The organism is Fibrobacter sp. UBA2449 (assembly GCF_002342555.1).
Classification (GTDB): Bacteria; Fibrobacterota; Fibrobacteria; order Fibrobacterales; family Fibrobacteraceae; genus Fibrobacter.
Window position 1 is genome coordinate 404261 of sequence record NZ_DDQF01000006.1, and the last position, 24434, is coordinate 428694.

21 protein-coding genes are annotated in these 24434 nt (G+C 54.9%); 9 read left to right on the forward strand and 12 right to left on the reverse strand.

What is annotated here, in order from left to right; translation table 11 throughout:
* Positions 1–8: 8 nt before the first annotated feature.
* The 3 genes from B4B27_RS05160 to B4B27_RS05170 are packed head-to-tail and all read left to right on the forward strand — an operon-like array spanning position 9 to position 2714.
* The gene (locus B4B27_RS05160) at positions 9–968 is read left to right on the forward strand and encodes a tRNA-dihydrouridine synthase family protein (RefSeq protein WP_290724341.1); all 960 of its coding nucleotides are present in this window, start codon (positions 9–11) and stop codon (positions 966–968) included.
* Positions 961–1893: a radical SAM/SPASM domain-containing protein gene (locus B4B27_RS05165; RefSeq protein WP_290724343.1), complete on the forward strand. Its 933-nt coding sequence runs from the start codon at positions 961–963 to the stop codon at positions 1891–1893. The genes B4B27_RS05160 and B4B27_RS05165 overlap by 8 nt, the downstream gene beginning before the upstream one ends.
* 50 nt (positions 1894–1943) lie before the next feature.
* Complete coding sequence (locus tag B4B27_RS05170) at positions 1944–2714, forward strand: FISUMP domain-containing protein (protein WP_290724345.1); 771 nt, start codon at positions 1944–1946, stop codon at positions 2712–2714.
* A gap of 47 nt (positions 2715–2761) precedes the next feature.
* On the opposite strand, the gene B4B27_RS05175 is transcribed toward B4B27_RS05170, so the two are convergent.
* Positions 2762–3913 (reverse strand): tetratricopeptide repeat protein, encoded by a 1152-nt coding sequence (locus tag B4B27_RS05175; RefSeq protein ID WP_290724347.1) that lies wholly within the window; start codon positions 3911–3913, stop codon positions 2762–2764.
* 81 nt (positions 3914–3994) lie between these two features.
* Between B4B27_RS05175 and B4B27_RS05180 the strand changes: the two genes are divergently transcribed.
* Positions 3995–4846, forward strand: coding sequence for an arginase family protein (locus B4B27_RS05180; protein WP_290724349.1), 852 nt, complete (start codon positions 3995–3997; stop codon positions 4844–4846).
* Between the two features lie 327 nt (positions 4847–5173).
* Positions 5174–7906, forward strand: a complete 2733-nt coding sequence (locus B4B27_RS05185; protein ID WP_290724351.1) for a hypothetical protein — start codon at positions 5174–5176, stop codon at positions 7904–7906.
* 11 nt (positions 7907–7917) lie between these two features.
* Here B4B27_RS05185 and B4B27_RS05190 read toward each other — a convergent pair whose 3' ends face one another.
* Positions 7918–8715, reverse strand: a complete 798-nt coding sequence (locus B4B27_RS05190; RefSeq protein ID WP_290724353.1) for an HAD-IIA family hydrolase — start codon at positions 8713–8715, stop codon at positions 7918–7920.
* Positions 8716–8764: 49 nt separating this feature from the next.
* Here B4B27_RS05190 and B4B27_RS05195 point away from each other — a divergent pair, with 49 nt between their 5' ends.
* Together B4B27_RS05195 and B4B27_RS05200 are read left to right on the forward strand one after the other, a co-directional pair.
* On the forward strand, positions 8765–9475 hold the full coding sequence (locus B4B27_RS05195; protein WP_290724355.1) for an RsmE family RNA methyltransferase: 711 nt from the start codon (positions 8765–8767) through the stop codon (positions 9473–9475).
* 159 nt (positions 9476–9634) lie between these two features.
* On the forward strand, positions 9635–10177 hold the full coding sequence (locus B4B27_RS05200; RefSeq protein WP_173365842.1) for an LPP20 family lipoprotein: 543 nt from the start codon (positions 9635–9637) through the stop codon (positions 10175–10177).
* Positions 10178–10298: 121 nt separating this feature from the next.
* On the opposite strand, the gene B4B27_RS05205 is transcribed toward B4B27_RS05200, so the two are convergent.
* The 5 genes from B4B27_RS05205 to B4B27_RS05225 form a co-directional block, all read right to left on the reverse strand.
* Entirely contained in the window at positions 10299–11477 is a 1179-nt protein-coding gene (locus B4B27_RS05205; RefSeq protein WP_290724357.1) for a hypothetical protein, read from the reverse strand.
* A gap of 15 nt (positions 11478–11492) precedes the next feature.
* Positions 11493–12476, reverse strand: coding sequence for a DUF6175 family protein (locus B4B27_RS05210; RefSeq protein ID WP_173381563.1), 984 nt, complete (start codon positions 12474–12476; stop codon positions 11493–11495).
* A gap of 29 nt (positions 12477–12505) precedes the next feature.
* A complete protein-coding gene (locus tag B4B27_RS05215; RefSeq protein ID WP_290724360.1) occupies positions 12506–14041 on the reverse strand; it encodes a FecR family protein in 1536 nt (511 codons plus the stop codon).
* A 175-nt stretch (positions 14042–14216) separates the two neighbouring features.
* Positions 14217–14753, reverse strand: a complete 537-nt coding sequence (locus B4B27_RS05220) for a DUF4416 family protein (RefSeq protein ID WP_173381561.1) — start codon at positions 14751–14753, stop codon at positions 14217–14219.
* Between the two features lie 36 nt (positions 14754–14789).
* On the reverse strand, positions 14790–16028 hold the full coding sequence (locus tag B4B27_RS05225; RefSeq protein ID WP_290724363.1) for a hypothetical protein: 1239 nt from the start codon (positions 16026–16028) through the stop codon (positions 14790–14792).
* A 156-nt stretch (positions 16029–16184) separates the two neighbouring features.
* On the opposite strand from B4B27_RS05225, the gene B4B27_RS05230 reads away from it, so the two are divergent.
* Positions 16185–18488, forward strand: a complete 2304-nt coding sequence (locus tag B4B27_RS05230; protein WP_290724365.1) for a DNA internalization-related competence protein ComEC/Rec2 — start codon at positions 16185–16187, stop codon at positions 18486–18488.
* 25 nt (positions 18489–18513) lie between these two features.
* On the opposite strand, the gene hisN is transcribed toward B4B27_RS05230, so the two are convergent.
* Positions 18514–19320 carry a histidinol-phosphatase gene (gene hisN / locus B4B27_RS05235; RefSeq protein WP_173381558.1) on the reverse strand — a complete coding sequence of 269 codons (807 nt, stop codon included), beginning with the start codon at positions 19318–19320 and terminating at the stop codon, positions 18514–18516.
* Between the two features lies 1 nt (position 19321).
* Positions 19322–20410, reverse strand: coding sequence for a histidinol-phosphate transaminase (gene hisC, locus B4B27_RS05240; protein WP_290724368.1), 1089 nt, complete (start codon positions 20408–20410; stop codon positions 19322–19324).
* Positions 20411–20473: 63 nt separating this feature from the next.
* On the opposite strand from hisC, the gene B4B27_RS05245 reads away from it, so the two are divergent.
* Positions 20474–21172: a hypothetical protein gene (locus B4B27_RS05245; RefSeq protein ID WP_173381556.1), complete on the forward strand. Its 699-nt coding sequence runs from the start codon at positions 20474–20476 to the stop codon at positions 21170–21172.
* A gap of 76 nt (positions 21173–21248) precedes the next feature.
* On the opposite strand, the gene B4B27_RS05250 is transcribed toward B4B27_RS05245, so the two are convergent.
* The 3 genes from B4B27_RS05250 to B4B27_RS05260 form a co-directional block, all read right to left on the reverse strand.
* On the reverse strand, positions 21249–23801 hold the full coding sequence (locus tag B4B27_RS05250; RefSeq protein ID WP_290724371.1) for an ATP-dependent Clp protease ATP-binding subunit: 2553 nt from the start codon (positions 23799–23801) through the stop codon (positions 21249–21251).
* Between the two features lie 21 nt (positions 23802–23822).
* Positions 23823–23948 carry a hypothetical protein gene (locus B4B27_RS05255; RefSeq protein WP_290724373.1) on the reverse strand — a complete coding sequence of 42 codons (126 nt, stop codon included), beginning with the start codon at positions 23946–23948 and terminating at the stop codon, positions 23823–23825.
* 108 nt (positions 23949–24056) lie between these two features.
* On the reverse strand, positions 24057–24434 hold a 378-nt coding region (locus tag B4B27_RS05260), incomplete at its 5' end, for a putative toxin-antitoxin system toxin component, PIN family (protein ID WP_290724375.1).

Genomic DNA, 24434 nt, shown 5'->3' on the forward strand with positions numbered 1-24434 from the left:
ACTGCAACATGCTGAAGGTCCTATTCGCTCCGCTACAAGGTTACACGACGGGCATCTATCGGGCAGCCCATGCAAAAATCTTTGGCGGCATCGAAGCATATTACGCTCCGTTCTTGCGGATTGAAAACGGGCACCCGCGCGAAAGGGACCTGCGCGACCTCGAAACCCCAGCAGGCGTGCCGGGTTCTCCACGGGTCATTCCGCAGGTCATCGCGAATAGCGTCGAAGAATTCAAGGTTCTCGCCGACGCCATCCTGCAAAAAGGCTTCACCGAAATCGACTTCAACATGGGCTGTCCATTCCCCATGCAAGTCAACCGTCACCGTGGCGCAGGCCTGCTGAACGACACCCGAACCGTCCAGGAAATCATGAACGAAATCGCGCGGCTATCCGCAGCGGGAACCGCAAAGTTTTCCGTCAAGATGCGGCTCGGACAGGAATCTCCCGATGAAGCGTTCGCACTCCTCCCGATTTTAAACGATACTCCGCTCACGCACATTACGCTCCACCCGCGCCTCGGCAAACAGCAATACAAGGGCGCAATTGATATCAAGTCATTTGAGAAATTTTACAGCGAATGCCGCCACCCGCTTGTATATAACGGGAACATCACAGACGTTTCGCAAATTCAAGAAATGGAACGCCGCTACCCGAATCTCGCCGGAGTGATGATCGGCCGCGGATTACTTGCGCAGCCAAGCCTCGCAGCGGAATACAAAGCAGGGAAAGCGAACATAACAGGAAAAGAATTTACAGACAAACTTCTCCAAATACACCAGATTATTTTCGAACACGCGCGGCAAACATTCCAGGGCGACAGCCAGATCCTTGCGCACGTGCAAAGTTTCTGGGATTATCTGGAGCCGAGCATTCCCAAAATGACGTTCAAGAGAATCAAGAAAGCAGGCAAGCTCAGCGTATACGCCGATGCAGTTTCTACATTGCTCCCCGAGAACCAGCATGAATAGCGTTTATATCGAAATCACGAACGCCTGCAACTTGCATTGCAGCTTTTGCCCCAGCAGTGATTGCGGGCACGAGGCCGGTTCGGGAGCATCGCGCTCGTTCATGCCGAGCGCACTTTTCGAGAAGTGTATCGCGGGAACGGTAGAAGCAGGCATCGAGAACGTATATCTGCACGTCCTGGGCGAACCGACGCTGCACCCGGGATTTGCACTCTTTCTCAAGGATATAAAGGCCGCGGGCCTCACCGCGACGCTCACCACGAACGGCACGACCATCAGGCGAGTCGCCCACCACATATTGAACTGCCCCGCCGTGCGCCAGGTAAACTTTTCGACGCACGCGTATGCGGAACTCCCGCCCGACGATGCGCACGGGTATCTACAGGACGTCCTCGACTTCTGCAAAATGGCCTTGGCCGCAAGGCCCGACATGTACATCAATCTGCGGCTCTGGAACATCGGTGCCGCAACCACCGGAAACTGGAACGAGTTTGCGATTTCTCGCATAAACGAGACGTTCAACACGCAGGTCGCTCCGGGGAATTTCTGCAGCAGGCACAAGAGTTTCCCTATCGCGGGGAGGCTCTACCTGCACGAAGACTCACGATTCGAATGGCCGGGAACGAGCAAGGTCACTGCTAGTGCTGAGCATGGTCAAAGTGAGCCCGCCGAAGTGACCGCCAGCAAATACCCCGCAGGCACGTGCCATGCCCTCGATACACACGCGGCCATTCTCCATGACGGCCGGGTTGTCGCCTGCTGCCTCGACTACAGCGGGCAAATCACCCTCGGGAACATCGCCGACCAGAGCCTCGCCGAAATTTTAGACTCACCAGCCGCCCGCAATTTACGTGAAGGGTTCGAAAAGCACGAACTGCGCCACCCCTTCTGCCAAAAATGCTCCTTCTGCAAGCGCTTCGGGAAGTAAATTCCAGACAAATTGCTATATTCTACTAGAAATAGAAAGGTGATTCAATCGTGAAAAAGTTGTTCTTTGCATTGACTGCATGCGCCGTTCTTTTTGCCGCGTGCGAAGACAGTTCAAGTTCCCCGAGTTCAGAAAACAATTCAAGCGTAAAATCCAATAGCTGTTCCAATGCCGACGAACCGCTTACCGACCCGCGCGACGGCAAGGTTTATAAGACCGTCAAGATCGGCAACCAAGTCTGGATGGCCGAGAACCTGAACTATGACGTAGAAGGCAGCTGGACAAACGACAGCCTCGACAAGGACGGTTCCATTTACGGGCGTTTTTACACTTTTGGGAGAGCAAAAAAAGCATGTCCAGATGGATGGCATCTGCCCACCTTTGACGAAATTGACGAACTTCGCGAAAACACGGGCGGAGTCGGCTTGGCCGGAAAGAATTTAAAAGCGACCTCCGGCTGGGATAAAGATGAAGAAGGCAAAGACGGAAACGGCACCGACAAGTACTGTTTCGGCATCAAGGCGAGCGGGAAATCGTTGAATGCAGCAGATGGCGTCTATAGCGTCGGTAAAGCTGCTCAATTATGGACTTCATCCTCTTTCACCGACTGGCGTTACGACAGTTACGGGAACCGCATCAACAACGATGATCTAGGTTATTACTTGTCTTTCACGAGCAGCGATTCTGTGCAAATCGAGTCTTACAGTACAATCTATGCTTGGAATGTACGCTGCCTCAAGGGCGATCCCGAGCCCGAACCGATTGCTCCAGAAAATTCGTCGGGATACGATGACGGTGCTTTTACGTCCAAATCGGATTAGAAGTACATGAAGACTGCGCCAGACAAGGATTATAGGAATAATTTCACCTAGTTCGGGCGATCGATAAGCACCGGAGCCTTCAGGCTAGCTTCGCCTTCCCAAAAAGGATACACAACCTTTTCGTAGAACTGTTCGAAGCGTTTCCTGTTCATCATCTTCCAGCTTTCAAATGCAATATCGTTCACACCCCTGAAAACAACCCGCATAAAAACATCCTCGAAGCCACCATCCACAATCTGTCTATAGAACGGTTTCAAGTCAAATTCGTAAGGCAGCATCACGGACTCACGCATCGCGAATGTTCCCAGCGCTACCAGAGTTTCAAAGTCATTTTCGCTGCCATCCAGTGAATCCAGGCGGTCAAAGTTCAACTTTTCGAATTTCGATTCGCTCTCGGCAAAACGATACACCGTAGACCTGGCCCATTCCCTGTGGATATCGAGCAGCGGGTGGTCCTCGAAACGTTCCAGCACTTCCTTAAAGATAAGCATCAACTTTGCAAAATACTTTCTCACATAAGCAGCACGATCCCTTGTATCCCCTACAAAATTCGCATAAACACCATTCACAAAGAAATCAATCCACATCCTCCTATTCGCCGAAATCTGCGCGAGCAGGAAATAGGAACCTTCGTGCTGGCGTGTCGACTTTACGGCAAGTTTCGCCACCTCGTAGGCCTCATCCTCGCGCTTATGGAAAAAGAGCGCAACTCCCTTGTTGTACAGAAGGTGGTAGGATTTCGGATAAAATGACAGGCCGAGATCATAATACTTCAATGCAGAATCGATTTTTTCCTCAAAATCGTAGATGTCGCCAACAAGCGAAAACGCCAGCTCGGCCGGTTCTATCTCAATGGAGCGTTTTGCATACAAGGCGGCACTGTCAAGCTGTCTAAGCATCATGTAAGAATAGCCCAGTTCGTAGTTGACCGTCGCATTTTTCGGGGAGAGCGAATCGGCCTGCTTGTAGCACTTGATGGCCTCACGGAACATCCTATTGTCGTGGTAAGCGTTTCCCTTGGCAATCAGCTGCACAGCTTCGCGTTCATTGGCCGAAAGGGTATCATTCCCCATCGCCTTGGGTGCGCTGGCCACATTCGTATAGCGGATTGTCGAAGATTGCGCAAAAGACTGCTGCAAGCCCAGGAAAACAAATCCAAGACCAAGAATCAGCGACAAAGGAAGGCTTTTGACTTTCATGATTCCAATATATATTTTTATTTTTCCTATGTGCAAACGACAATTCTCGATTTCACGGGTGTTTACAGTTTTCAGCCCTTTATGCAAGGTCTGAAAGGAAATTCGCGTCTAGTTTCCGCAACTTCGAACGCAAAAATCCTCTACATAGACTGCGCCGATATTCCGGGCACGGACTGCTACTGCGACGACGAGGCCGTCGAAGCCATCTGCAGGCGCATTGCTGCCGCGGGCATTAAGGACGCAGGCGGCATCCACTTCTTCGACAACGGCAATTACCACTACATGAGCAAAATCTGGACGGACATGGTCCAGGAACCGTTTTCGCTTGTCGTTTTTGACCACCATCCCGACATGCAGGAGCCGCGATTCGGGAACATCCTCAGTTGCGGCGGCTGGGTCAAGAAGGTTTTGGAAGAAAACAAGTTCATAGGCAACGTTGTCATTATCGGGGTCGCTGACCACCTCGTAGACGAAATCCGCGAAGAACTTTCGCAGGCGGGCGATACCAGTACTTTAGACAAAGTAACTTTCATCAAAGAAAGCGAAATACGCGAAACCGGTTCACCCACGTCATTCTCGCGCACACCCTCGTCATTCTCGCGAACACCCACGTCATTCTCGCGAATGCGAGAATCTTTAAGATCCCCGACCAAGTCGGGGATGACAGAAGGCCGAATCTACATCTCCATCGACAAGGACGCCCTCTCCCCCGCCTACGCGGCCACCAACTGGGATCAGGGTTCGCTGGACGTAGCAGCACTCAAAGAAATCATCGCCGGTCTCGCCACAAGCCACAAAATCATCGGCGTAGACATCTGCGGGGAACGCGCCCGCGACTTTGCAGGCGACGAGCACCACACCGTGCAAGAAGCGGATGCGCTCAATAGCGGACTCAACCGGGAACTGGCGGAGTTCCTGGCGCCACTCCTCTAAAAACAGCGGGTTTTCAATCCTCAATCCCCAATTTTTGAATATCCGGCCCCTTTCATAAAAATAAAACTTGCTTTTCTCCAGAAAAAAAGGTATTTTAAAAAAAATTTAAAACAGGAAGCCACTATGGGAAAACTCATCAAGATTGTCGTATTTGTCGCCGTATGCGTGATTTCTGCGTTCGGCATCTACAGCCTCATCAAGTACAACAAGGTCGACGAAAACACCGCCGACTAGCCAAAACGCGCACAACGCTGTCGGACCGCGGGTTCGACGTTTTTCGCCATACCGCAAGGCATACTCGCCCGCGGTATTTTTATATTTCCCAGCATGAATCTTTTGAACAAAAAGCCCATTTTCTTTGCGACAGCAGCCGCGCTCTTCATAGCCATTCTCTTCATCGTTTTCCGCGGATTCGTCTTTGACGACTCGCAGCTGATGCTCAACAGCGACCAGCTGAATGGCATCGGCAGCCGCATATTGCGTGCCGAAAACCCAATCGTCACCGAATGGGACGACAGCCGCCTGGGAGGGGTTCCCACCATCGATGCGCTGTTCGCCGACGCCTACCACCCGCTCGTATGGACGCAGTTCCTGATGGACCCGGCACGCGCCGTGGGCTTCAAGTTCATCCTCACCGTGTGGGTCGCCTTCATGAGCGCCATGCTTTTGGCCTGGAACCTCACGGGCAACCGCTGGTGGGCCGCCCTCCTCGGGTTCCTCTACGCCTTCTCGCCGGAATACTTCACCTACATCTACGGCGGCCACGACGGAAAGATGATGGTTTTCGCCATCGCCCCGCTCGCCCTCCTCGCCATCCGGAAGGTTGTCCGCAACGGAAGCCTCCCCTACCTTATCGTGCTTGCGCTTGCCATCGCGTGGATGATTCTCGGAAGCCACCTGCAGCTCACCTACCTCTTCCTGTGGGGAGCCGGGTTCTACACGCTTTATGAGGCCGCCTTCCACTGCAACACGTTCAAGACGCGCGGCAAGCGCATCGGGCTTGCCGCCGCAGGCCTTGCTTTCGGGCTTGCGCTCGCCTGCTTCCAGCTGGTGCCGCCCTACCTGTACACCACCACGCAATCCGTGCGCGGCGAAGGCGACCATACCAACATGGGCCACGCCGTCAGCTGGAGCCTGCACCAGGAAGAACTCGCGCAGATGATTCTCCCCGGGTTCATCGGCGTGGACGTGTACGAACAGGATCCCAAGTCTGGCGATATCGTCGGCAGCTCTTTCATCTCGTATTCGAGGGGCGAACTGCAGAAGATGCCCGGAGGCTCCCCGTTCTACTGGGGCCACAACAGCTTCAAGCTCGACCACAACAGCGCGGGCACTCTCCTCACCTTCCTCGGATTCCTCTGCCTCTTCTTGCCCGGCAAGCGCCGCTGGGCAACATTCTGGGCCATGGGCATGGTCGTCGCCCTCAGCTACGGCATGGGAGCACATTCCCCGCTGTTCAAGCTCTGGTACGCCATCCTCCCCGGCGTCAAGAACTTCCGCGCGCCCGGCATGGCACTGTTCTGGCTTCCGCTGCTGCTCGTGATGATGGCAGGGCCCGTGCTCCGCGCCATCAGCGACAAGGGAGAAGATGCGGCAAGGAACCTCCGCGCGCTCAAGCACGGCGCCGCCATGTTCATCGTCCTGCTTTTGCTCACCGTCATCGCACGCTACAACTGGACGCTCTTCATCGGACCGTTCGGGCTTGTCGCCTGCATCGCCTATGCGCTTGTCTGCATCGGAATCATGAAGGTAGACGACCAGGGCAAGGCGCTCAGCTTCGAAAGTTTCATCGACGCCTACAAGACTGCCTTCAAGGACAAGGGTAGCATCACAAGCCGTGTGGCACAGGCTTGCTTCGTCCTCGGCTTCACCGCCATCGGTGCATTCCTCATGAGCGGACAGGACCTGCTCGCAGACCCGATCACGGCGCCCTACTTCAAGCCGCTGAACGAAATTATCATGCAAGCGACCGCCGCGAAGATCATCCCGAGCTTCGTGCTCGCGCTCGCGACCATCGTCGTTGCACTCTTCCTCTTCTTCTGGAAGGGATCCACCGTCGCGAAGGCGTGCATCTTCGCCGTCGTCGCCGCCATCGAGCTGTTCTTCATCAACGGAGCCTTCATCCAGAACGTTCCCGCGGCTCAGTACCTCCAGCCGAACAACGCCGTGGTCGCCGCCATCAAGGCTCCCTACAAGGCCGATTCGCTCAACACACCGCGCGTGCTTTCGCTATCGCGCCAGCCGTCGCTCGGTGCAAACGCATTCCCGCAATACCACCTGCGTAACGCCGACGGCTTCCACGACAACGAGCTTGCCTCCTACCGCGAATTCCGCGGCGGCCAGCAGAACGCCAACTACCTCCAGAACATTAACGACCCCGATGCGGCACACCCGTTTCTCGACCTCATGAACGTGGGAGCAATCGTCTTCGACACGCGCCAGGGCACCACCTACATGCCGATTTCCACGGCCATGGGCGAAGCCTACATCTATGGCCAGTCCGTGACGATGGACGATGCAAGCGCCATCAAGACCTTGCGCGAAAAAGCAGCCATCCGTAAGCCCAAGGCCGAAGAGAGCGCCCCTGCCGAAGCAACAGACTCGACAGCCACAGTCGATTCCACGACAGCAGAAGCTGCCGCGGAGGTCTCTCCAGCCGCAGAACCCGAAGATGACAGCTTCTACTACCGCGAAACGGTCATCCTCTCCGAAAAGCCCGAACACGAAGGCGAAGGCGGAGTCGCGAACGGGCACGCGAAGCTTATCGCAAGCCCCAAGATGGACACGCAGGTATTCCAGGTAGAAAGCGACCGCGCCGGCTTCATGGTCGTCGCAGGCAACTACCACCCCTACTGGAACGCGACCGTGAACGGCAAGCCCGCGAAGGTCTACAAGGCGTTCGGCACGTTACGCGCCGTCGAAATTCCGAAGGGCAAATCCGAAGTCCGCATGGAATACCGGAGCCGTCCGTTGCACGCCTGCATCAAGGTGAGCGCGGTCGCGGCGCTGTTCCTCGTCGCTATCGGGGTGCTGGTTCTTATCCGTCGCAAAAAAGCCTAGCCAAGGCCAGTCTAGGCACGACCTTCGAAAAAGGCGTCGAAGTCAATATCGCGGACGCTTTCAACTATAAACTCGGGCTTGGTCTCGAGTTTTTCTACATCTTCGCGCTTGGTTTCGCCACAGAGCGGAAGCACGAACCTGCATCCGCTGCGCTTCGCAAGTTCGAAGTCGGTATAGAGGCGGTCGCCCACAAAGAGGATCTCTTCGGGTTCGTATTTTTTGAGTACGCCCGCAAGCATCGCAGGATTCGGCTTTCCGAAACTGCGTTCCGGTTCCACGCCATAGGCCGTCTTGAGAAGCGCCATGAAGCTTCCGATATCGGGCACGGGCCCGTTTGCATCGGGGCACACGAAATCCGTATGCGTCACCCAGAACGGGATCCCGCGCTGGACGCGGAAACTGAGTTCGCAGAGTTCGCGGTAGTCAAAACTGTTGTGATAGGCGACGAGCACGAGTTCGGTCTCTTTTACCGACGGGCAAAGATTCAGGCTCGGATCCTGCGCCGCGAACCATTCATGCACTTCGGGATTCGCAAAGAAGAACACGTTCCTGATTCCCTTTTCGTGAATCGCTTCGAGCGAGAGGTAGAGCGCAGAGATGATGGAATCGTCACGCAGCGGAAGTCCCATCACATGGAGGCGATTCTCGTAAAATACAGGCGACTTGCTCGTGTTGTTGCTCAGGTAATAGACCGGCACGCGGGCTGCCACGCGTTTCACCGTCTCGACAGCACCTGGGTAAGGACGCCCGCTCAAGTAGAGCGTGCCATCCAGATCAAATACGACTGCCTTTACCGGTTTGTGTTCCACGATGCGGTAAATGTAGCAAACACCCGCAAAAAGTTTTATATTCTACGCCATGAAGACTCCCGACAGCCGTTTCTACTGTCCGCGAATTGACGTGGGCGAATTCACCCTCGACGAAAACGAAAGCGGGCACGCAGTCCGCGTTTGCCGCGCCACCGTCGGCGACACTCTCGAACTCTGCGATGGGCTCGGGCATTTTGCCGATGCGACAATCGTCAAGGCCGATCCGAAGGCCTGTGAAGTCCGCATCGACAGGTTCGAAACCGTATCGGACGAGCGCCCCAAGCTGAACCTCGCCATCGCATGCCTCAAGGACGACGCGCTAGAAGAAGTCGTATTTCACGCGGCACAGACAGAAATTGACACTATCTATTTCTTGCGCACTGACTTTTCGCAGGAGCCGAAGAACTCCGACCTGCACAAGCTAATCCGCCGCGCCGAACTCAAGAGCCTGGTCAGCCTCAAGCAGTCGAAAAAACCATGGCTGACCCGAATCGAGGGTCCCATCGAATTTGACCGCTGGCTCGAAAGCGAAGGCGGGGACCTCGTCCTCTGCGACATCGATGGCGAACGCAAAGCACCCGTCCTAGACCGTAGGACAACCCTCCTCATAGGTCCCGAAGGCGGATTTTCCCCCCGGGAAATCGGGGCCGTCAAATCTTACCAACAGGGCAAGACGCACCTCCTGAATTTGGGAAACACCCGCCTCAGGGCAAGGACTGCCGCCATAATCGCCCTTGGATGTTTAATTTATCACATCTAAAACCATGCCAAAAAGCCTCTTGTCCCTCAAAAATCACATTAAATCACTTTTTTGTAAGAAATACCGAATTTGACTTGACTTTCTTGTTTCTTTAAGATATTTTTGTTTACAGACTTCATATCATCCCATTTTGGGAAAAACAACAACAAGGAGTTTACTATGAAGAAGTTGATCGTTGCCGCACTCGCAGCATTCCTCATGATCGGTTGTAGCTCGACCCCGCAGGAAAAGTCTGCCAGCAAGCTCATCGAAATGCAGATGCTCAAGAAGAAATACCTGAAGGACCACGTGCCTGCCGGTATGGGTATCGGTGTTTCCACCGACGAACAGATTGCCATGGAAAAGGCCGATCAGAACGCCCGTGTCGACCTCGCCAAGGAAATCGACGCCCAGACCAAGGCTCTCATCAAGAACTTCAAGGAAGACGTGAACGACCAGGTTGCCGAACACTTCCAGAGCACTTCCAAGACTGTCGTAAACACCCACATGAGCGGTGCTACCCTCACCGACGTGCAGGTTGAAACCGACGAGAACGGCCACTTCAAGATCTACGGCATCATGACCCTCGACGCCAACCTCGTCGAAGAACTCATCAAGAGCCTCCAGGCCGCCGGTTCCTATGACGACGCTGTCGCCAACAAGATCCGCGCTGCTGCCACCAAGGCTTACGCTGAACTCGATGCCGAAATCGAAAAGCAGTAATTCCTAGCGGAATCCGCATTTGAAAAGGACCCGGCCGCATGGCCGGGCCCCTTTTTTTACCTCAACAAAAAGAAGAGGCCGACGCAGCCGTCAGCCTCTTCCTCTATACGTTCCTTCGCGCCTACTTTTTCTGACAGGCCTTGCCGAACATCTGGTTCAGCTTGGTCGCCGGGAGTTTCTTCACCGCGGTCGCCTGCGCAATGCCCTCGTCACGGCCGACACCCTGGACGGATTCAGTCGTCTGCTGTTCAAAAGCACCGAGCGTCACGGTACCGCGCGACGTGCAGAGGGTCTTGCTCGTATTCATCTTATCGGTGAACTGGAGCTTTGCATTGAGCGCCGGGAGCGACTCCTTGTCGAGGAGGGTGATTCCCGCATCGGCCAAGAAACTCTTGAGAGCGCCACAAGCCTCCACCGGTCCGTCGCAGACTAGCCTGTAGGTGCAGGCGGCCTTCTCGGAATCGTAGCGCACAGTCTGCGAAAGGAGGACCGCAGCACGGACGTAGCGGAAATTCAAGTCGGCATGCACCGTCACCTCGCCCGCCGGATGCAGTTTCTTCACTTGGGCAAGCGAGAACACGGCCTCGCCTTCATCGTTCGTTTTCTCGTGCGCGATATCCCTGCTATCCTGGGTCAATGCAAGGGGGAATCCCTTCACTGGGCCCGCGAAATCCGTCACGGTCACCATCAGGGCTTCGCTTGTGAGGTCGGTTTCAATCTTCAGGCTACTCATGCCCGAGATAAGGTATTCCTTCAGTTCGCCAAGGGTGCTCTCGAGCTTCATTTCCTTCGGAATCTTCTGCACGCAGCTCAAGTCTTCCAGGAGCTCGGTATAGGAATCGGCAAGTTTCTCGAGAGCGACCATGTCGACGCCCATCTTGCGGTAATCGCGGTCCACCATGTCGAAGCGGATGATGGAGTCCTTGGACTTCATCTGAGCACGGATGGAGTTCAAGTCCATGAGGATCTTCGATGCCATCAGGTCGGTATCGATGGTCGCTGTAGACTGGAACGCCCCCTTCGACTTTGGTCCCTGGGTCAGTTTCGCGCCCTTGAGCGTCATGCTGGTAGAGGTGCTCTTCATGCCCTTGGCCGTCGATGTCACCTTGCCCTTGGAATCTTCCTTCACGGTAGTCTCAAATTCGCTGGAGACCTTAGTCCGCAGCTGCTTTGCAAGTCCTTCCAACGCAAGCTGGTCAGCTTCCTTCTGCGACTTTTTCGAAGTCGCCGTGTATGTCAGCACCTCGGCCGAGGCGAACGCCGTCATAGCAACCAGCGAGGCGAGAAATAGTTTATTCATAATGCCGCTCCCGGATTACTGGATTTCCAGGATAATCAGTTTCTTCGTGATGTTCTGCTTGCGGACCTTTGCGAGTCCATCAAGGCTTTCGACAAATTCGCCGTAGACCATCTGCGCATCTTCGTACTTGTCCGGATCCACATAGATTAGCAAGTCATAGGTGTTTCTGCTCATCGAAATCACCTGCATCTTGTTGAATTTCTTCCTCATCTTGATGGAGACGATGTTCGAGATTTCTTCGGCTTGGTCATCGGTAAAGTCCCCGGTCAAATGCGCAACCACCTTGTACTGCACACCTTTCTCGAGTTCTTCGGCGAGACGGTCGCGGACCTTGTTTTCGAGTTTCTTGATAGCCCTCTGCACGGCCTTCTGCACAAGCACGCGCTGGCTTTCGCCGTTATCCTTGAGGCGCATGGATTCGCTAGCAAGGAGGTTCGCCGTGGAAGCTTCGCTTGCGTTCAGGTCAATCACGATGTAATCTTCCTGGATGCTACCCGCAAAAGTGATGTTGATGTCGGCTCCCACAGAGAGGCCCGCCACATAGGCAAGGTCCTCGTTGTTGCCAGCAATATCGGACTGGAGCTGCACCACTTCATCGAGCTGGGCCTGGCTTTCGAGTCCCATGACCGTATAGTCGCGGCTCGTGAGATAGGTATTGATGACTTCCATCGCCGTCTTCGCAAGCGGATTTTTGCGGATAACGTCAATGCTTCCTGCCATTTTTGCGCCCATCGCCGGAGCGACAAGAACCGTAGGACGGACCTTGAAGCTCACCGTCGAAACCTTGATATCGTCGTCGGCAGCCTCAGCAGCGTCAGCCGTTTTTGCAGAGAGTTCGCCCTGGGCCCTATTTTCCTTGCTCCTTGCAGAGGCGGCCGCGGAGCCGTCATCCTTCGCAGGGGGATTCGATGCGCAACCCGCCAGCACAAAGGCAACCGCAAAGGCACAAAGAACAGAGCCCAGACGGAGACCGAGCACACCTTTTTCATTTTTCTTCATAATCTGTCCTTTATAGGTTCCTAAACCTACTATTCGTTTTCAAGGCCAGCCTTGGCTGCCTCGTATTCTTCTTCCGGAGTCTTGTACTGGATGAAGTTGCGAGCATTGCCCATGTGGTTTCCGCGCACGCAGTAGACTTCGTAAGTCTTGGTCTTGCGCATGCTCTTGCCGTTCTTGAGGACAACCTTCATGTCGAACTTCGCAATCTTGTTAAGACCGATCGTGACGGGCACGGCGTATTCCATTCCATCGAGTTCAGCACCCGAGAAGGACTTGACAACCTTGCCCTTGCGCGTCACGACAATTTCCTTGATTTCGGAAAGGTCCGAACGGGTGATGCCACCGAGACTGAACTTCAGGTCCGTAGAGTATTCCGTCTTCGGCAAGTCGAGATGCTTGCGTTCGACGGATGCGCCCATTTTCAAGGTAAGGCTCTTGAGGTCCCTGCCCGAAGGAGCCTCTTCCTTCTTGGGTTCGACCTTGGGTTCTTCCTTCTTGGGTTCGGCCTTCGGTTTTTCCTTCTTGGATTCCGCCTTGGGCTGTTCCTTCACCGGAGCCGGAGCGGGTTCAGCGGCAGCCGTATCAGCAGCGGGTTCTTCTGCCGGGGCAGGTTCCTCGACCGGAGCCGGAGCTACGTACTCCGTCACCCACATGTAGCACTGGATTTCCACATCGCCTTCGCTACAGGTCGCAAGGAAGCGTTTGGTCCCGTAAGCATCGTCATCCCATTCGAACGTGCGCTGATAGACGCCGTTTGCACCCACCGTATCCGATTCGCCGAGGACCGTCACCACGACACCAGGGTTAACGCGGGCCTGCAGGGTCACGTTGGGGAAGAACACCTGAGGCGAGAGCGGGGAGGCCTGGAAGCGAAGTTTCTTCTCAAAGGCGTCCGCGCGTTTCGAGTAATCCTTGTCGAAATCGTTCAAGGTCTGTTCGAGGGAATCGATCATCCCGTCGCCAAAGATGTTCACGTTGGAAAGCTGCGTCGAAAGGGCCCTCGTACCGGAACTTCTCAACTGCAGTTTCTTCACCCTGCCGTTTTGGTCCACAAGCACGGTCTGGTTTTCGACAATGTTCTCGGACGCACCGTTCGCGCCGGTAACATCGACCTTGCCTTCCTTCAGGGAGGCCACCATCTGACCGTTGTACCCGCCAACAAATCCGGCGGTACCGCGAATGGCTGCAGTCGCCGTTCCCGTGCGGAACATGAGCGTATTTCCAGATTTCTGTTTCTGCACATCAAAGTGCACGCCACCATTATTGACTACAATGGAGACCTGTCGGCTCAGGGAATCGAATATTTCCACATCGAGCGTCACTTCGGAGAGTTCCGTAATCCACAGCGAAGAACCGTCGCTCACGGACAAGACAGCTTCGGATTCGGCTCCCGTGCGGATGCGGTCCTTCTCGATCACCGACTGCCCGATGCGCAGTTGCGACCAGTCACCTTCACTCTTGCGCTGCAAGTTCGCATCGCCCAGTGACTTGCGGACCTTCGCTTTCAACTTGGCATGTTCCGGCTTCGCGGTTTCGACCTTGGCCGGTGCATCGGTCTTTGCCATGGTTTTGGGATCAGGCTCGTCATTGCAAGCCCAGAAAAAGGCGGCACACAAGGCAGCCGACATGAGGGGAAGTCTATTGGATACTCGCATATATTGCAAATATATATACGTTGACACAGAAAAATAAGATTCCGGCATCAAAAACACATGCAGAACCGGATTTTGGCATTCGCCGTTATCCGCGGACACTTTTCCGCCAGCGTTCACGGATAAGCTGGAGGTCGTGCTGGTAGGGATTGCGCCTAAAATCCTCAAAAGCCCAGGCTGTCGGATGGAAAACGCCCTTGGAATAGGTCAATAGCATGTCGAGCCACACCCCCTCCCCCGCATAGAGCTTGTAGGGGCCGCGCTTGTAGCTAGGAAGCACGACCTTGTCCAAATCCATGTAGCCGATGTCGATGTTCACGTGCCGCGCCCCAGACGCCGAGGAGACGTCTGCCGCAAGTTCCAGCGCATTGCTGCGGGCCTTTTCGAGGGCAATCGATTCCGGCGGGATGCACTTTTCAAACGAGACCACTCCACGGTAAAGATTTTCGCCCATTTCGGGCACATAATAGTCCGTTTGGTCGAATGCAAAGAGCTTGCCCCTGTAACGGAGTGGGCCCCAGGCATCTTCCAGAATCTCGATTACCCGCGTATCCCATTCCGCACCCTGCTGAAGCACAAAGGCTATCAGCTGCACATCTTCCGAAAATTGTTTTTTTTCTGCCATACAAGCACCACAAAAGCAAGCAAAAAACTGACCGGCCTAATGAGGGAACACCGTCAGGTTCTTGCGGACATGTTCCAGTTGCTGTTCGGAAAAGCCCTCGAATTCCTCGCCCGTCACGCTGGGGAACATGAGGTTACGGTGGTCCGGACAGTCCGTCACGCTGAAATCCGCGGCCGCAGCCAAATCCAAGCGGTAGGCGGGCACGGCAAAATCCGAATGCCCAACAGAGTTCTTCTTGAGAAGCCCGCTCAAAAGCAAGTCGCGACAGAACGGCGTATCCGTAAATCCGTCTTCAAGCACCGAGTAATCCATCGTCTCACTCATATCGCTGCGAGTCGAAGTCGTGTGGCGCAGCCCGAGAAAATGTCCCGATTCGTGGACAGCCGTTTCAAGGATTTCCCCGACCGTGACTTCCGATTCTCCGTAGGGAGTCTTCTCGCGGGTGCCAATGACGACCGTGCTGCCCTCTCCTCCGCCAAAGTTTCCTGAGTACAAATAGGAGTACCCAAGCACATGGTCGGCCTCGATACGGTGCACCAGGACCAGGTCCAGGGATTTTTTCAGTTCTTTCTCGGGCCAGCCCCCGAGTTCCGAAACAAACAGGTCGTCCGACGACCTTCCCGCAAGCCAGGGTTCGTCCGCCGGATATTTTTTTCCAAGATCCGGATGCTCATGGGCGTAGCGTACATACAAAGTATCAATACCGATTCCCTTGAAAAACTTGCGGAACGATTTGAGCATCGAATCGGCAAAAGCCTGAACCGTCATGGAGGAATCGGGGAAAACCACTTTACCCACGACAATCAGGTTGATGGAGAAGTTTTTCGAATACGGGCCTTCGGCGTCGAGCCGCACATTTTTCACATTGCCCATATAAAAATCGCCATTCAGGGCTAGCGTCGTCACCCATCTCGCCCTGTCATTCTCCTCGCAGACAAAATCATAGTAGTAGCGGCCATCCTTTTCGACGGCATCTAAGGACCTCACATGTCTTATGGAATACCTCTGGTCGTCCAGCGCACCCCCCACCCTGAAGAGCTGCAAGACAGGAGCTTCATCCAGCGAAGAATCCTTGTCAAAAGACAATGTGTACGAGACTCCCGGATGAAGGCTCAGGACAGCCCCCGAAGTCAGGTATGCAGCCACAGAATCGCTTATGGCAGGATCGTTCGGGAAAAGGACGTATGGACTCATGAACGACGGTTGCAGGACAGGTTCGCCCGGGTCGACCTCGGAGCACCCGAGCAACATCACCAAATTCACGAGAAAAATCAAACTGAAAATTTTTTTCATCGATTTTGGCTCATTTTCCGTTTTCAACCGTTTTTATAGATAGAGACATCCTTTTAACCCAAAAGTAGATAAAAGATGGTCATAAAGACAAGAAAAAATGCACTTATTTTAGCCAGCCTGCAAGAACTGGCCGCCCCATTGGCCGGAAAACCGGCCCTCGTCAGCGCACTCACCCTGATGGCCGTATACGCAAGCCTCGATTTTCCGGGTTATGCGCCGTTCCTGCTCATCCCCATAGCCGTCGTCGCGAGGACATTCCACAGGAGTGTCCAATGCGCCATCCTGTTCACGCTCGTCTGCGGTTGCGTAAGCCATACCGCGCAAGCCCACCGCGAACATCTGCATGCCGGCCACGAACCCAGCGAAATTCCGGCCAAAGCTTGCGGCAACATCGAATCGCTCCTTCCGAGGCCTAGCGGGACCGCCTTTATCGTGAAGGCGGACAGCGGCTACCGATTGCGCATTACTGAAAAACGAGCGTTCGAATCGCTCCCCGAACCCGGAGACAGCATCTGTTTCGAGGCCCAGTGGTACCCCGTCACGCCCCCGACAGTGCCCGGGGCTTTCGACACCCGCGAATGGCTCAGGAGTCAAGGGTTCGCCGCATACGGCAAGTTCAGGCACTGGACATCCTGGCACGGGAAATGGACCGCCGAGCGCAGCTTCTACGCATTCCGCCAATGGATAAAGCGCCGTTTCGAAGCACACCTCGACCCCGCCGAAACCGGACTTTTGCTCGGGCTCCTCGCCGGAGACCGAAGCGGAATCCCCGATGCCATCCGCAACGACTTCCAGCGAACAGGTCTTGTCCATGTTCTCGCCATTTCGGGATTCCACGTCGTGCTACTCGCCGGCATCCTGAGCGTCTTTTTAAAAGCGACACGGCTGCCGCACAAGGTGGCGAACCTCATCGCCATCGCGCTGCTGTTCGTCTATGTCCCTGTCACGGGAGGTTCCCCCGCCGTTAAACGCGCCGTGCTGATGTTTGCAATTCCACAACTCGGCACCATGTTCGGGAAGCCCGCCAACACGTTCAACAGCCTGGGCGTCGCGCTACTGTTCATCCTGCTTCCCGACCCGTCGCAACTCTGGAACCCCGGATTCCAGCTTTCGGCAACGGCCACGGCGGGAATCCTGCTCGGCAACAGCTGCAACCCCTTCAAAAGCATCCCCGAAGGCCTCCGCAAATCCAGCCTCTGGAAACTTACCGAAGGCTACGTGCTCTCCCCGACATACGTCACCCTGTGCGCGACGCTTGCGACCGCCCCGTTCCTGATTCACCATTTCAAGACACTTTCGCCGCTCGCCTGGCTCGGCAACATCATCATCGTACCGCTCGTCTCGTGGGGCATGCAGGCCGGACTTTTCGCGCTACTTTCGCCAATCGAATCCCTGTGCGACACCTTTTGCGCTGCAGCCGGATTCTTCTTGCGCATGGCAAGTTTCCTCACTCGCCTGCTTTCGGATTCGTCGGGAGCCGCCATCACCGTCGGTCCATTTTCCCCGGCCATCCTCCTGCTGCTGGGGGCCCTTTTTGCACTCCTTCCCGCCATTCGCAAAAATGCGGTTGCAAAGAAATTCGGACTATTGTGCCTGCTCCTGTTTTCGGCCATCTTCTGCGTCCAGGGTTACATGCAGATTTCGCATCCGTCCTGGAACCTCACGCTTATCGACGTGGGCCAGGGCGACAGCATTTTGCTCACGACGCCTTCCGGCAAGCACATCCTCGTCGATTCCGGAGACAGAAGCAAGAGGGATATGGGTAAAGACGTCATCGTCCCCTTCCTGCGTCACTCGGGAATCCAAAGACTCGACGCGCTCGTCATCACGCATCCCGACCTAGACCATTTCGGCGGAGCCTCCAGCATCCTGCGTACCTTTCCTGTCAAGGAACTGTGGATAAACGAATGTTCGCGCACGGAAGCGAAGGCAGATTGGCAAAAGACAATCGCCACCGCTGCCGACAGGGAAATTCCCATCCGCGACATAGGCCGCGGATTCACATGGAGGGAACACCATTTCGAAATCCAGGCGGTCCATCCCAACCCAAAATCGACAGCAGGGCTCAAATGTAGCGATGCAAACCAGGGCAGCATCACGCTTCGGGCGCACGGGCTCGGGCACTCGGCGATGCTCACCGGCGACCTGACTGCCGCAGGCGAAAAGGAAATTCTCGCATCCGATGCCAACATCCGAAGCGACATCCTAAAACTCGGACACCACGGAAGCAAGACTTCGAGCAGTGCACCATTCCTGGACGCCGTTGCGCCGCAACTCGCGCTGATTTCGAGCGGGAGAAAAAACAGGTTCAGGCATCCGAGCAAACAGGTCATCGAAAGGCTCGACTCCCTGCACATTCCCTACCTGAACACGGCGACAAGCGGAACCGTCTTCGTGACGTTTTCCGCGGATACTGTAATTGTCGAACCGATGCTGAAATGAAAGCGGACTATCTGCAAACAAAATGCTAGGAGTTCATGCAGTCGAGGCTCACGCCATGCAGGGCCCCGTTCGTCGCGACACTAGAGAACCCTTCATAAATCGGGGCCACAGGTTTGCCGTCTTCACCGAAAAGTTCCGTCTTGCCGTCGATGGTGCTGAACTTTCCGCCCGCTTCTGCAAAAAGGAGCGGATACGGCGCGATATCCCAGAGAGAAACGACCGGGTCCACCATCACTTCGGCACGTCCCGCCGCCACAAGGTAATATCCGTAGCAGTCGCCCCACCCGCGGTGGAGCCTTGCCCCGCGGCGGAGCTTCGCGAAACCTTCGCCATAGCCCTGGGATTCCATCGTGTTCACCGTACCCGAAAGCACGAGCGCCTCGTTCAACTGCGAAACGCCAGAAACACGCACCGGACGGCCATCCAGGAAGGCGCCACCGCCGTTCACCGCCCACACGGCCGTATTCATCGCCGGGATGCGGATAACCGAACACACCGGGACATTCTTCTTGTAGAGCGCGATGAGCGTCCCGAACAGCGGAACCCCATGCACGAATGCTTTCGTACCGTCAATCGGGTCGATGACCCACTGGTATTCTGCATCGGGGCTCTCGATTCCGTATTCCTCGCCAATCACGCCAAAGCCAGGAGTCTCCTTCGCCCAGAATTCACGGGCCAGTTCTTCCGTACTCTTGTCGGCGACCGTCACCGGCGTGTTGTCCTTTTTCCACTCGACTCCAACGCCGGACTGGAAATACTTCAGGATATTCTCCTGGGCCATTTCCGCTGTCTTGAGCGCAATCTGCAGCAGGTCGTTATATTCCCGGACCATATTACGCCTCGCACCATTTTTTCACGAGCGTGAGGAGGAAAGCGTTTTCTTCGGGTTTTCCAACCGTGACGCGCACGTGTTCGGGCATGCCGAAGCTCGTAAGCCCGCGAATAATCATGCCGTTGCTTTCCAAAAACGTGACCAGTTCCTTCGCGCGTTCGCCAATGCGCACGCAAATGAAGTTCGCCTGTGTCGGGAGGACCTTGAATCCGAGTGCTTCGAATTCGCGGGTAAGCAATTCCACGCCCTCGGCGTTCATCTTGCAAGTCGCCTCGACATGCGCAGTATCACCGAGAGCCGCAATCGCCGCCACCTGCGCCGCCTGGTTCACGTCGAACGGGGGCTTGATTTTCCAGAGGGCGCGGACAACCTCGACACTTCCCATGGCATAGCCCACGCGGAGCCCGGCAAGCCCGTAGATCTTGCTGAAGGTGCGGTTGACAAACAGGTTCGGGAATCTATCAAGGGCGGCGGCCATATTCGGATAATCGCTTGCGGTCGCAAATTCGGCGTAGGCCTCGTCCAAAAACACGAGCACATCCTGCGGCACCTTGCCCATAAAGTCGCAAATTTCTTTTTCCGTGTAGTACGCACCCGTCGGGTTATTCGGGTTGCAGATAAACACCACGCGAGTCTTGCCGTCGATTTTCTTTGCAAGGTCGTCAAGCGACGTACGCACCTCGCCCTCGCCCACACCGATAAAGTCGGCGCCATTCGAAAGCGTCGTGAACTTGTACACAGAGAACGTCGGCGTAATGCCCACGCAGTTGTCGCCCTGGCGGATAAAAGCCTTGCCCACCATGTCGATAATCTCGTCGGAACCGTTCCCTATGACAATCTGGGACGTTTTCACACCGTATTTTTTTGCGATGGCGTCGATAAGCTTGGGCGCATCGCCACGCGGGTAGAGGTGCAGGCTGTCCGCAATCTCATGAAAAGCCTCGACCGCTTTCGGGGAGGCTCCCAACGGGTTCTCGTTGGACGCAAGTTTGACAATACGCTTCAATCCGTAGCGTTCGCGGATTTCCTCGATAGATTTTCCGGGAACGTAATCGGACAATTTCGAAAGTTCTGGACGCGGTTCGACCATAATTACCTCTTGATTCGCCCCCAAATATAGAAAATCGTCGCAGGATTATTAAATTTAGGGCGTATGAAACGACTCCTCGCCCTCATCGCCGTAGCTCTTGCAACTAGCGCTTACGCTGTCGATCCCATGTGGGATATCCGCTACACGCTCGGGCCAGACACGAGACCATCTCCGAGATGGGGAATCGGCGTCGGAGCCGTGAGCAACTACAGTTCGAACATCCTCTTCCCCGTAAACCTGACCACGGCACTCTCCAAGGAATGGAACATCGGCGGCAAGCTGAATGTTCGCAGCAAGGACAAGTTCGACGAAGTCATCGTCACGCTCGACATTGGCGGGCGATACCTGATAAACGAGAACAACTTCCTCGAACTCGACGGTTTCTTCGGGCTCAACCGAAACAACAGCACGGCCATCGTGCTCACCTACGGAAACGAGCAATTCATATCCAAGAATTTTGCCAACTTCTACGAAATCCGCGCAGGCGTCCTAGAAGGTGTCACCGGAGAAAACGGATACGTCAAGTTCGCCGCGGGAATGACCCCGACACTCTACTTCAACAAGTATTTCCGCACCTTTATCGAAATCAACATGTCCGGAAGCATCGGCAACCTGACCGACGACTTCATGGTCGACATTATCCCGAAATTTGAACTTACCTTCGGATTCATCCGGTTCCGCCTCGACTTCGACATCGGAATCTTGCAAGAAAAGAACAACGACAACGGGACCATAGCGCTCTACGTGATAGCAGCACTATAAAAACCAAGATTTTCAGAAGCAAAAAGCCCGCTTATAAAAGCGGACTTTTCGTTTAGGATGGAGGGATCATGAAGACTTACTTGACTACGAATTTCTCGCCGTCGTAGTCAATGACCACGGGCTTTGCGGCACTCACGGTACCGGCGAGAATGGCGTGGCTCAGCGGGCGTTCCACGTTCCTTTCCAGGTAACGCTGAATCGGCCGCGCGCCGAATTCCGGCTGGTAAGCACCATCGGCAATGGCGTCCAGAGCGGCGTCGGTCAGGGTCAGCTGCAAATCCTGACGGGCGGCGCGTTCGGCGAGTCCCTTGAATTTGAGCCTTACGATGTCACGAATCTGCGGCTTCGTCAAGCTCTGGAACACCAGCACTTCGTCCAGCCTGTTCAGGAATTCCGGCCTGAAGAAGCTGCGGAGCTCCGGCTCGATTTCCTTCAAGGTCACGGGCTTTGCATCACCCGCGCGGTTCTGGAAGTGAGCAGCACCCAGGTTTGACGTCATGAGAATCAAGGTGTTCTTGAAGTTCACCGTACGGCCCTTGCCGTCGGTCAGTCGACCGTCGTCAAGCACCTGCAACAGCGTGTTGAACACGTCGGGGTGAGCCTTCTCGATTTCGTCCAGCAGAATCACGCAATACGGATGCGTACGCACGGCTTCGGTCAACTGGCCGCCTTCTTCGTAGCCCACGTATCCCGGAGGCGCACCGATCAAGCGGCTCACGCTATGCTTTTCCATGTATTCGCTCATATCGATACGCACCAGCGCGTTCTCGTCGTCGAACAGTTCCACGGCAAGCGCCTTCGCAAGTTCCGTCTTGCCCACACCCGTGGGGCCGAGGAACAAGAAGCTGCCAATCGGCGCATTCTCGCGGCTTAAGCCACTACGGTTACGCAGTATTGCTTCCGAAACCGCCTCGACGGCCTCGTCCTGGCCAATCACGCGGGCATGCAGGCGTTCGTCCAGGTGCAACAACTTTGCCTTTTCGCCTTCGCAAAGCTTGGTCACCGGAATTCCGGTCCAGCGGCTCACCACGAGGGCAATGGTCTCTTCGGTCACCTCTTCGCTCAAGTCGCCGTCGCCTGCGGACTTCTTGATTTCTTCCGTCTTCGCGGCGATTTCACGTTCCAGGTTCACAATCTTGTTGTACTTGAGTTCGGCAGCGCGGTTCAAGTCGTAGCGGGCTTCGGCCTGCTCCATCTCGTCCTTCGCCTGCTGCAAGGATTTCTTAAGCCCCTGCAACTCGGCGTTTTTCGCACGCCTCTCCTGCCAACGGTCCTGCATCAGCTTTACAGCCGCATCGGTCGTCGCGAGTTCTTCGCGCAATTCTTTCAGGCGCTTTACGCTGGTGTCGTCGGTTTCCTTCGCCAAGGCCTGCTCCTCGATTTTCATCTGGAGTTCCTTACGCTGCAAGGTGTCCAAGGCTTCGGGCACGGTGTCCATCTGCGTCTTCACAAGGCTTGCGGCCTCGTCAATCAGGTCAATAGCCTTGTCCGGCAAGAAACGGTCACTGATGTAGCGGTTCGAAAGTTTCACCGCCGCCACAAGCGCGTTATCGTGCAGACGCACGCCATGGTGCGCATCAAAGCCATCCTTGATGCCACGGAGAATTGAAATCGATTCTTCTTCGCTGGGCTCGTCAACCTGCACAGGTTGAAAACGGCGTTCCAAGGCGGAATCCTTCTCAATGTACTTGCGGTATTCCTGCGTGGTGGTTGCACCGATGCAGTGCAGTTCACCACGGGCGAGTTTCGGCTTGAGCATGTTGCCCAAGTCCATGGAGCCTTCCGTCTTGCCCGCACCCACGATGGTGTGGATTTCGTCGATAAACAAAAGCGTGTTGCCGTCTTCTTCAAGGGCGTCCAGCACGGCTTTCAAACGTTCCTCAAAATCGCCACGGTATTTTGCACCCGCCATCAAGGCAGACAAATCCAGTGCGAACAACTTCTTGCCCTTCAATGCGTCAGGCACGTCGCCGCGGTAAATACGCTCGGCGAGCCCTTCCACAATGGCGGTCTTACCCACGCCGGGTTCACCAACCAGGCACGGGTTGTTTTTCGTCTTACGGCTCAAAATCAAGATGACACGGCGGATTTCCTCTTCACGGCCAATCACCGGCGAAAGCTTGCCGTCGGCGGCCATTTCTACGAGTTCACGGCCATAGAGTTTCAGCGGAGACTGTTCCTCGGCATTCGCGGCACCCGCAAACGGGTCCGACAGCCAAGTTTCCACGACCTCGACGCTACCGAGCGCATCTTCAAAAACCTTCGCAAGGCCACGGTCGCCCGAGAACTTCATCAAGGCCACAAGCATGTCGCCCGGAGTCACCATGCGGTTCACCTGACGCGCCGCCTGCACGGAGGCACGCAAAATGCGGTTCAAGTCGTTATCGGGTTCCACGTCAGGGTTCACGCCTTCCATACGCGGAATCTTCTGCACGAACGGTTCCAGCTTGCCGCGGAGTTCGTTGGTCTTCGCGCCTTTGGATTTATACAGTTTCTTCAAGGTGGCATCCGGGCCTTCGACAAGCCCCACCGCCAAGTGCGCCGCACCCAAGTAGGAATGCGAGCAACGGTCACGCAGGCTCTGCGCCTTCGCCAAAACTTTTTCTGCATCGTTGCTAAAATCGGACATAAATGAACCTTCTTTTTATTTTTACCGCTCTCTAGATGCAAAACCCGTGCCAAGGGCCTCGCTCGGCAAAAAAAACGCCCCAAATAGCGCAAAAACGGCAACTCCCGCCATCAAAAGCAAAAAAAATGTCGCATTTTTCAGCATCATTTTTTCAAAATAAGACGCGCGGGTGTTTAATTCCGCATAAATAAAGGTATATTCAGAAAGTGATCTTATAGAGGCTCTTTATGAGCAAAAATAAGACAAAAACGGAAACTAACCTTCAGCGATGTCAAATTCTGGGTGGGCGTCGAAAAACTGATTCACCGTGATAATCGGAATATCCTTGATTTTCTCCAACACAAGCAGGTCCGAATCACCGCTCACCAAATAGTAGGCGTTCGCGGCAATCGCACATTCCAAAAACATATTGTCTTTAGGATCTCTGCAGACATTCACAGCCGCATTCTTTTCGATAATGGTCATTACCTTTGCAATTTGGCTTTTCCACCTTGCTGCGATATCGGGCCTTTTGCTGGCTACTTTATCAATAATACGGCAATACTCTGCCATTATGTCAATAGTTGCAAAGGGCTTTATTTCTTGGCGAAAAATAAGCGACAGGAATTTTCGAGAAGATGTAAATTTCTTTCT